We start from the raw sequence: 9243 nt of genomic DNA on the forward strand, positions 1-9243 counted from the left end.
GTAGGGGTTGGCGATGAAGGGTATCCCCTCGCGAACCAGGGTGTTGGTTACCGGGTCGATCTGGACCTGGGTGGTGTCCGGCACTTGTTTGATGCAGACGACGATTAGCATGGTGAACCTCGCTTGAGTTCGTCCCGCAGGCGCTGGCGCCGGGGCGGCTCGTATCTCGTTATTAATTCCCTGTCAACGGGTCAGCAGGACTCTCATCTAAGCTCCCACCCTTTCCAAGTGGGTCCAGCATCCGCCTTTTCCAAGAGGCCTTGCACCTACCTCCCCCCTTGAAAATGGGGGGCCGGGGGGGATTTTGCGATCTCGGCACCTGCGTAAAATCCGCCTAAATCCCCCTTTGTCAAAGGGGGACTTCCTTATTCAGGCCCTGGAGGCATCGCCTAGCCGGCAACCCTTTCCAGCAGGATCTCGGCGATGTCCCTGGGCGCCAGCTCCCCTTCCAGCTCCGCCCCCTTGATGCCGTCCTCGAACATGGTCAGGCAGAAGGGGCAGTTGGAGACCAGGAGGTCGGCTCCCGTGGCGGCGGCCATCTTGGCCCGGGCGCCGCTGATCCGGCTTCCCAGTTTCTCCTCGGCCATGATCCTCCCGCCGCCTGCGCCGCAGCAGAAGCTTTGGCTCTGGTTCTTTTCCATCTCGCGGACCGTCCCCCCCGCGGCGGCGAGGAGCGCGCGCGGCTCCTGGTAGAGCTCGTTGTAGCGGCCGATGTAGCAGGAGTCGTGATAGGTGCAGTCAAAGCTCTCGCCCTTGAGCTTCAGCCTTCCGTCTTCAACCAGCCCGTTAAGGAAGGTGGTGTAATGCTCGGTGTCCACGTCGAAGCCGAGGTCGCGGTAGTCCTTGCTCAGGGTGTTGAAGCAGTGGGGGCAGGCGGTGACCACCTTCTTGACCCCGTACCCCTTGATGGTCTCGATGTTCTCGGTAGCCAGCGACTGGTAGAGGTATTCGTTGCCGAGCTTGCGCATCGGCTCGCCGCAGCACTTCTCCTCCTTGCCCAGGATGCCGACCTTGATGCCCGCCGCCTCGCAGAGCTTGACGAAGCTGGTGGCGACCTTGATGTTCCTCTTGTCGAAGGAGGCGTAGCAGCCGACGAAGTAGAGGATGTCGACATCCTGGTTTTCGCCGAGGCGAACCACCGGGAGCCCTTCGGCCCAGTCGCCGCGGGAGGCCATGGCCAGACCCAGCGGGTTGCCGTTGACCTCGGTGTTGTCCATGGCCACCATGACCTCTTCCCCGGGGAACTCGCCCTCCATCAGCACCAGGTTGCGGCGCATGTCGACGATCTTGTTCACGTGCTCGATCGAGGCGGGGCAGATCTCCTGGCAGGCCCGGCAGGTGGTGCAGGACCAGAGGGCATCCTTGCCGACGGTCTCGATCAGGCTCGCCTCCGGGTTCGCACAGGCGATCTCGCCCAGCTGGTTGATCACCTTCATCGGGGAGAGCGGCTTCTCGGTGTTGTGGGCCGGGCAGCGGTCCTGGCAGCGCTTGCACTTGGTGCAGGCGTCGGTGTCGAAGATGTCCTTCCAGGTCAGGTCGGAGAGCTTGGCGGCGCCGAAGCTCTCGGCCCCCTCGTCCTCCATGTTCAGGGTAACCAGTGCTCCCTTGGGGCCGAGGTCGGCGAAGAAATAGTTGGCGGCCGTGGTGAAGATGTGCCGGAACTTGGTGAAGGGGATGGCGCAGATGAAGCCGATCACCAGGAAGAAATGCAGCCACCAAAGCCCCTGGTGCAGCGAGCGCAGGGAATCCGCTCCCGCTCCGGCCAGCGCCTTGGCCACCACCAGCCCCACCGGCGACCAGCGAGCCAGCTCGGGGTTGACCGGGAGCTCGGTGACCGCCATGCGCGCCCCTTCGATGACGAAGCCGGTGATGAGGATGGCGAAGAGGAGCCCGTGCATGATGGCATCGTCGCCGCTCGTCTCCAGCCCTGCGGGGCGGACGAGGTAGCGCCGCACCAGGAGCCCCAGGAGCATCACGATGGCCACCAGGCCGGCCAGGTCCAGCGCCAGGGAGAAGACCCGGTAGAGGTCGCCGTGGAGAAAGCGCAGGCCGAAGAAGAGGTCGGTGAAGTCGGCCTGGGCGGCCACCAGGATGGTGCCGGCGAAGAGGATCGCGAAGCCCCAGAAGAAGAGGCCGTGGGCCGAGCCGGGCCCCTTCACCAGGAGCACCCGGCTCTGCAGGAGCACCCCCTTGAGGAGCTGGGCCAGGCGGAGTTCGCGCTGGTCGGTGCGGTTCAGCGCCTTCCCCTGCCGGTAGATCTTCAGGCGCCGGGACCCGAAGTAGACGAGGACCCCCATGGCCGCCAGGGTGCAGAGGTACATCGGGAGGAGCGTCACCATCCCGTGGCCGATATTCCAATATAGTTCTCGTGTCGCTTCCATGTGACTCTCCAAGATTCTCAGGCAGATTCTCAGGCGCCGGTGAAGGCCGCTTTGCGTTTCTCCAGGAAGGCCGTCATCCCTTCCCTCTGGTCGGCGGTGGCGAAGAGCGAGGCGAAGAGGGCTGCTTCATGCCCCATCCCCTCCCCTTCAGCCATGTCGAGGCCACCCTTGATGGCGCGCTTGGCGCAGGCCACGCCCAGAAGCCCTTGCCCCGCGATCTTCGCCGCCGTCTCCAGCGTCCTGGGCAGGAGTTCTTCAGCCGGGAAGACCGCGTTCACCAGGCCGCACCCCTTCCCCTCGGCGGCGGTGACCATCCTCCCGGTGAAGATCAGTTCGTTCGCCAGGTTGCGCCCCACCAGCCTCGCCAGCTTCTGGGTCCCGCCGAAGCCGGGCATGATCCCCAGCGACACCTCGGGAAGACCCATCTTGGCGTTCTCCGAGGCGTAGATGAAGTCGCAGGCCAGGGCCAGCTCCAGCCCGCCCCCCAGGGCGAAACCGTTGACCGCGGCGATGACCGGCTTGGCCATCTCTCCCACCAGCGTCATGAGCTTTTGTCCGGTCAGGGCGAATTCCAGGGCCTCCTGAGAGTTCAGGTTCACCATCTGGGCGATATCGGCCCCGGCGATGAAGGCCTTGGAGCCGCTCCCGGTCACCACGATCACCTTCACGGTGTCATCGGCCTCGAGGTAGGTGAAGGACTCCAAGAGCTCGCCCAGGACTTCGTTGTTGAGGCTGTTCAGCGCCGCGGGACGGTTCACCGTCAGCAGGGCCACGCCGCCGTCTTTCTTGTCGATAATGAGGTTGGTCGTTTCCATGACTCTCCCCTTCACAGGTAGGTGTAGAAGCCGCGGCTGCTCTTTTTGCCGAGGTAGCCTGCCTCCACCATCTTGGTGAGAAGCGGGCAGGGACGGTATTTGGGATCCTTGAAGCCGTCGTAAAGGACGTTCATGATGGCCAGGCAGGTGTCGAGGCCGATGAAATCGGCCAGGGTCAGCGGCCCCATCGGCTGGTTCGTCCCGAGTTTCATCCCCTTGTCGATGTCCTCGGCGCTGGCGATCCCTTCGTACAGGGTGTAGGCGGCTTCGTTGATCATCGGGATCAGGATTCGGTTGACGATGAAGCCGGGGTAGTCGGCTGAAACGGACATCTCCTTCCCCAGTCTCGCCACCAGCGCCGAGGTCTCCTCGAAGGTCTGGTCGCTGGTGGCCAGGCCGCGGATCACCTCGACCAGCTTCATGACCGGCACCGGGTTCATGAAGTGCATGCCGATCACGCGGTCGGGGCGGCCGGTCACGGCGGCGATGCGGGTTATGGGGATCGACGAGGTGTTGGAGGCCAGGATGGCACCCTCCTTGATGACGCCGTCGAGCTTCTTGAAGATCTCCAGCTTGAGCGCCTCCTTCTCCGTTACCGCCTCGATGGCCATGTCGCAATCGGCGAGATCGGCCATCTCCGTGGTGCAGCGGATGCGGGCCAGCGTGCTCTTGACCGTGGCCAGGTCTAGCTGCTCCTTCTTGGCCTGGCGCTCCAGGTTCTTCTCGATGGTGACGCGGGCGTTGCCGAGCTGCGCGTCGGCGATGTCGAAAAGTACCACCTCTATCCCCTGCTGGGCCAGGACGTGGGCGATGCCGCTCCCCATCTGTCCGGCGCCGAGAACTCCTACCTTGTTGATCATGATCCCCTCCTAGATTCTTTCGAAGATGACTGCTACCGCCTCGCCGCCGCCGATGCACAAGGTCGCCAGTCCGTAGCGCCCCTTACGCCTCTGCAGTTCCGGCAAAAGGGTCGCGGTGAGGCGTGCACCGCTGGCCCCCAGCGGATGGCCGATGGCGACCGCGCCGCCGTTGACGTTCACCTTCTCCGGGTCGATGCCGAGCGCCTTCATGGCGATGAGCGGGACGGCGGCGAAGGCCTCGTTTATCTCGAAGAGGTCGATGTCGCCGAGCTTGATACCTGCCCTGGCGCAGACCTTCTCGATCGCTCCCACCGGGGCCTCGGCGAAGAGGTCGGGGGCAATGCTGTTGGATGCGTAGGCCACCAGTCGGGCCTTCGGGGTGAGGCTGTGTCTCTCCAGCGCCCCCTTCCCGGCCAGAAGGGTCATCGCGGCGCCGTCGCTTATGGTCGAGGCGTTGCCGGCGGTGATGGTCCCGTCCTTCTTGAAGGCGGGCTTCAACCCCGGCAGCTTGGCGAAGTCGACCTTGAAGGGCTCCTCGTCCAGGGCCACCACCTCTTCCCCCTGGCGGGTCTTCTTTGTGACGGCAACTATCTCGTCCTTGAAGAGCCCCTCCTGCTGCGCCCGCTGGGCCCTCTGGTAGGAGCGGATGGTGAAGGCGTCCTGCTCCTCGCGGCTGAGGTTGTGCTTGGCCGCGCTCGCCTCGGCGATGACTCCCATGTGGTTGCCGCTGTAGGGGTCGAGGAGCCCGTCCTGGATCATCAGGTCGAGGATCTCGCCGTTCCCCATCCGGTAGCCGCTGCGTGCCTTGCCGAGGGCGTAGGGCGCCTGGGACATGTTCTCCATGCCGCCGGCGATCACCACCTCGGCGTCGCCCAGGCTGATGGACCCGGCGCCGAGCATGAGTGCCTTGAGGCCGCTGCCGCAGACCTTGTTGATGGTCATGGCCGGGACGGCGTCCGGGAGGCCTGCGTAGCGCATGGCCTGCCGCGCGGGAGCCTGGCCGACCGCGCCGGAAAGGACCTGACCGATGATGACCTCGTCCACCGCGCCGGCGGCGAGACCGGTCCGCTCCAGGAGTCCCCTGATCACCGGGGCTGCCAGCCGCGGGGCGTCCAGCTCGGAAAGCGACCCGCCGAACGATCCCAGCGGAGTGCGCAACGATTCCACCACATAAATCTCTTTCATATCAGTACCCCCGCCTTTCTTGATGTGGCTATCTGCCGTTGTATTGAGCCGTTCTCTTGTCCAGGAAGGCGTTCACCGCTTCCAGGTGGTCCTCGGTGTGATGCGCCATGGCCTGGAAGGTGGCGCAGAGTTCGAGAAAGTCCGGAAGCTCGCTCCTTTGGGCCATTTTCATCATCCTCTTGGTGAGTCGCAGGGTCAGGGGGGGATTGGCGGCCATCTCTTCGGCCAGCTCCCGTGCCCTCGGCAGCAGCGCCTCCGGCTCGACCACCTCCAGGTAGATTCCGAGTTTCAGGGCCTCGTCCGGGCTTATCACCCTGCCGGTGAAGGTCAGCTCGCAGGCCTTCTGGTAACCGATCAGGCGCTGCAGGAACCAGGCTCCTCCGTCGCCGGGGGTGATCCCCAGCTTGATGAAGGTCTCCCCGACCTGTGCCCGGGTCGAGCCGATCCGGAGGTCGCACATGCAGGCGAGGTCGAAACCTGCCCCGATGGCCGGGCCGTTCACCGCCGCTATGACGGGGATCTCGGCCGCGTGCATGACCAGCGGGATCTGCTGGATGCCGCGCCGGTACCGGTCCTGGATGGTGATCGGGGACCCGGCGAAGCTCCCCTTTTGCTCCTGCATCTCTTTTACGTTGCCGCCGGAGGAGAAGGCCGAGCCGCCGCCGGTGATGATCAGCACCGACACCGCCGGATTGCTGTTCGCCCACTGCACCGTGGCGACCAGGTCGCCGATCAGCCCGGTTCCGGTCAGGGCGTTGCGGACATCGTTTCGCTCGAAGGTAAGGAGGGCCACCCCTCCTTCCAGGGAGAGGGTGGAATCTTTCAGTACCGGTTCCTTCATCGTTTGTTGGCTCAGATCGCTCATCAGGGACCCCCTATCCATCTACCTTCAGGCATCAAAAGGACGCCGCAATACGGCTTCGATCAGGGCAATGCGGTCTTCTTCAAGGTTCAGGTGCTGGTTGAGAGCCATGCGCGGAAACTCAGGCCCCAGCAGCAGGTGAAGTCCCAGGGGTGGCGCCCCTTCCCTGTGCATCCTCTCCGTGACCTCCCGGAACCACCGGCGCCCCGCATCGGTCACGTCTCTCCAGACCATGGGCCTAAACCCGATCTCTCTCAGCGAATGCAACAGCTCCCGGGAGCTCTGCAGAAAGCTGGTGGAGGATTCCCTCGCCCAGGGGACGGGGTAGTGGATCTCGCCCCCCGGTCCGGCGAGGACATCGTTGATGGCCAGCCTTCCCCCGGGCTTCAGCACCCGCCACATTTCCCGGTAGAGCCCGGACTTGTCGGCGATGTTCATGGCGGCATGCTGGGTCCATACCACGTCGAAGGAGGCATCAGGGAAAGGGAGGTCGAGGGCGTTTCCCTGGAGAAAGGAGACCTGTCCCTCGAGGCCCAGCCGCTGCGAGAGACCGGCGGCCACCCTGCAGTACTCGGCGCTCAGATCGAGGCCGGTGACGCGGCAGCCGTATTCCCAGGCGAGGTAGCGTGCCGCCCCGCCGAGACCGCATCCCACATCCAGCACCTGCATGTCCCTCCCGAGATCGAGGTCCCTGGCCAGGGACGAGGTCGCCTTGCGTCCCCGGACGTGGAACTGGTCGATGGCGGCCAGGTGTTCCGGCCTGAGCTCTCCGCTCCGGCGCCCCGTGGCATCGACGGCGGCGAGGATGGTGTTCTCCAGGTCCTGCTGTGCGTAATGGGCGTTGACGCCCAGGTATCCGGTCCCTTCCGCGTACATGTTGCCCCCCTAGCCCCGGGCGCTGTTCTGCGCATCGACCACCGCGATGGCAGCCATGTTGACGATATCCGCCACATCATCACCACGCTGGAGGATGTGGACCGGCTTGTTCATTCCCATCAGGATGGGACCGATGGCCTCGGCGCCCCCCAGCTTGTGCAGCAGCTTGTAGGCGATGTTCCCTGAGGTGAGGTCGGGGAAGATCAGCACGTTGGCCGCCTTCTTCAGCGTCGAGAAGGGGTAGCCCTCCTGCAGGATCTCCGTGATCACCGCGGTGTCCGCCTGCATCTCACCGTCGATGGCGAGCCCCGGCTCCTTCTTCCGGACCATGTCAACCGCGTGCCGCACCCGGTCGGCCTGAGGATGGCGCACCGAGCCGAAGTTCGACATGGAAAGCATGGCCACCGTCGGCTCGACCTCCAGGATCCTGGCGGTCTCGGCGGCGAGGATCGCGGTCTCCGCCAGCTGCTCGGAGGTCGGCTCGATGCAGACGGTGGTATCCGCCAGCAGATGGAGCCCCTGCTTCGAGACCATGGCGTAGAGGCCGTGCACGCTGGAGAGTCCTTCCTTCTTCCCGATGACCTGCAGCGCCGGCCTGATGGTGTCGGCATACTGCGAATCGACCCCGGCCAGCAGGGTATCGGCATCACCCTGGCGCACCAGCATGCAGCCGAAATGGACCCGCGATTTGCGCCTCAAAAGGCGCCTCGCCTCGGAGAGGGTGAGCCCCTTGCGCTGCCTGAGTGCGAAGAGCTCCTGTGCGTATCCTTCCACCTTGTCGCTGGTGGCGGGGTCGATGACCTCGATCTCTGACAGGTCGATCTGCATCTCCTCCAGCGCCGCCTCGATCCGGTTGCGGTTTCCGATCAGGATGGGGCGGCCGATCCCTTCCTCGACGATCTTCTGGGCCGCCCGCAGCACCTTCTCGTTCTCCCCCTCCGGAAATACGATCCGCTTCGGGTCGCTTTTGGCCTTGTTGATGATCATGCGCAGCGTTTCCTTGGAACGCCCCTGCAGCGACTCCAGGTATTCCTCGTACCTGGCCATGTCCTCGATCGGCTGACGCGCCACCCCCGATTCCATGGCGGCCCGGGCGACAGCGGGAGCGACCCTCAGGAGGGCGCGCGGGTCGAAGGGCTTGGGGATGATGTAGTCACGCCCGAAGCTGAACTCCTTGTTGCCGTAGGCCCGGCAGACCGAATCGGGGACCTCCTCGCGGGCCAACTCGGCCAGGGCATGCACCGCGGCAATCTTCATCTCCTCGTTGATGCTGGTGGCCCTGACGTCCAGGGCGCCGCGGAAGATGAAGGGGAAGCCGAGGACGTTGTTGACCTGGTTCGGGTAGTCGGAGCGTCCGGTGGCGATCAGCACGTCGCCCCGCACCGCGTGGGCCTCCTCGGGGGTGATCTCCGGGTCGGGGTTGGCCATGGCGAAGATGATGGGGTCCGCCGCCATGCTCCTGACCATTTCGGGGGTGAAGGCCCCCTTGGCGGAGAGCCCGTAGAGGACGTCGGCCCCCGCCGCAGCCTCCTCGAGGGTACGCATCTCGGTGTCGACGGCAAAGAGCTCCTTGTACTTGTTCATCCCCTCGGCCCGGCCCCGGTAAATGACCCCCTTGGTGTCGCACATGACCAGGTTCTCGCGCCTGAGCCCCAGCGAGATGGCCAGGTTGGCGCAGGCGATGGAGGCGGCCCCGGCGCCGTTCACCACCAGCCGGATATCCTCGATGCGCTTGCCGACAAGTTCCAGGGCGTTGATCAGCCCGGCCGCGGAGATGATCGCGGTCCCGTGCTGGTCGTCGTGGAAGACCGGGATGTTCATGGTCTTCTTGAGCTCCTCTTCGATGTAGAAGCACTCGGGGGCCTTGATGTCCTCCAGGTTGATGCCGCCGAAGGTCGGCTCCAGCATCTGCACGGCGCGGATGATCTCGTCGGGGTTCTCGCTGTTCAGCTCGATGTCGAAGACGTCCACGTCGGCGAAGCGCTTGAAGAGGACCCCTTTCCCCTCCATGACCGGCTTCCCGGCGAGGGCGCCGATGTTACCGAGGCCCAGGACGGCGGTGCCGTTGGAGACGACGGCCACGAGGTTCCCCTTGGCCGTGTACCGGTAGGCATCTTCCGGTTGCTGCTCGATGGCCAGGCAGGGCTCCGCGACGCCAGGGGAATAGGCCAGCGACAGGTCCTCCGCGGTCTGGCACGGCTTGGTCGGGGTCACCTCGATCTTTCCCTTGCGACCCATCGAGTGGTATTGCAGTGCAGCGGATT

Annotated in this window: 7 protein-coding genes and 1 pseudogene; all 8 read right to left on the reverse strand. The window is 64.8% G+C overall.

What is annotated here, in order from left to right; all coding sequences use genetic code 11:
* Nucleotides 1-111 (reverse strand): annotated as a pseudogene (locus AC11W3_RS18260) (electron transfer flavoprotein subunit beta); the annotation flags it as partial.
* Between the two features lie 278 nt (nt 112-389).
* On the reverse strand, nt 390-2381 hold the full coding sequence (locus tag AC11W3_RS18265) for a heterodisulfide reductase-related iron-sulfur binding cluster (RefSeq protein WP_484093506.1): 1992 nt from the start codon (nt 2379-2381) through the stop codon (nt 390-392).
* A gap of 29 nt (nt 2382-2410) precedes the next feature.
* Nucleotides 2411-3196 carry an enoyl-CoA hydratase/isomerase family protein gene (locus AC11W3_RS18270; protein WP_484090458.1) on the reverse strand — a complete coding sequence of 262 codons (786 nt, stop codon included), beginning with the start codon at nt 3194-3196 and terminating at the stop codon, nt 2411-2413.
* A gap of 11 nt (nt 3197-3207) precedes the next feature.
* Nucleotides 3208-4056 (reverse strand): 3-hydroxybutyryl-CoA dehydrogenase, encoded by an 849-nt coding sequence (locus AC11W3_RS18275; RefSeq protein ID WP_484090457.1) that lies wholly within the window; start codon nt 4054-4056, stop codon nt 3208-3210.
* Between the two features lie 9 nt (nt 4057-4065).
* Nucleotides 4066-5241 (reverse strand): thiolase family protein, encoded by a 1176-nt coding sequence (locus tag AC11W3_RS18280; protein ID WP_484093507.1) that lies wholly within the window; start codon nt 5239-5241, stop codon nt 4066-4068.
* Between the two features lie 28 nt (nt 5242-5269).
* The gene (locus AC11W3_RS18285; protein WP_484093508.1) at nt 5270-6106 is read right to left on the reverse strand and encodes an enoyl-CoA hydratase-related protein; all 837 of its coding nucleotides are present in this window, start codon (nt 6104-6106) and stop codon (nt 5270-5272) included.
* Between the two features lie 24 nt (nt 6107-6130).
* Nucleotides 6131-6979, reverse strand: a complete 849-nt coding sequence (locus AC11W3_RS18290; protein ID WP_484091712.1) for a class I SAM-dependent methyltransferase — start codon at nt 6977-6979, stop codon at nt 6131-6133.
* A gap of 9 nt (nt 6980-6988) precedes the next feature.
* The gene (locus AC11W3_RS18295; RefSeq protein ID WP_484093509.1) at nt 6989-9232 is read right to left on the reverse strand and encodes an NADP-dependent malic enzyme; all 2244 of its coding nucleotides are present in this window, start codon (nt 9230-9232) and stop codon (nt 6989-6991) included.
* Nucleotides 9233-9243: the final 11 nt, after the last annotated feature.

It is taken from the genome of Geomonas sp. (genome assembly GCF_056994735.1).

Bases quoted from the DNA above. Each gene is read 5' to 3' on its own strand.
- AC11W3_RS18265 (WP_484093506.1), bottom strand. From the start codon at position 2,381: ATGGAAGCGACACGAGAACTATATTGGAATATCGGCCACGGGATGGTG.
- AC11W3_RS18270 (WP_484090458.1), bottom strand. From the start codon at position 3,196: ATGGAAACGACCAACCTCATTATCGACAAGAAAGACGGCGGCGTGGCC.
- AC11W3_RS18275 (WP_484090457.1), bottom strand. From the start codon at position 4,056: ATGATCAACAAGGTAGGAGTTCTCGGCGCCGGACAGATGGGGAGCGGC.
- AC11W3_RS18280 (WP_484093507.1), bottom strand. From the start codon at position 5,241: ATGAAAGAGATTTATGTGGTGGAATCGTTGCGCACTCCGCTGGGATCG.
- AC11W3_RS18285 (WP_484093508.1), bottom strand. From the start codon at position 6,106: ATGAGCGATCTGAGCCAACAAACGATGAAGGAACCGGTACTGAAAGAT.
- AC11W3_RS18290 (WP_484091712.1), bottom strand. From the start codon at position 6,979: ATGTACGCGGAAGGGACCGGATACCTGGGCGTCAACGCCCATTACGCA.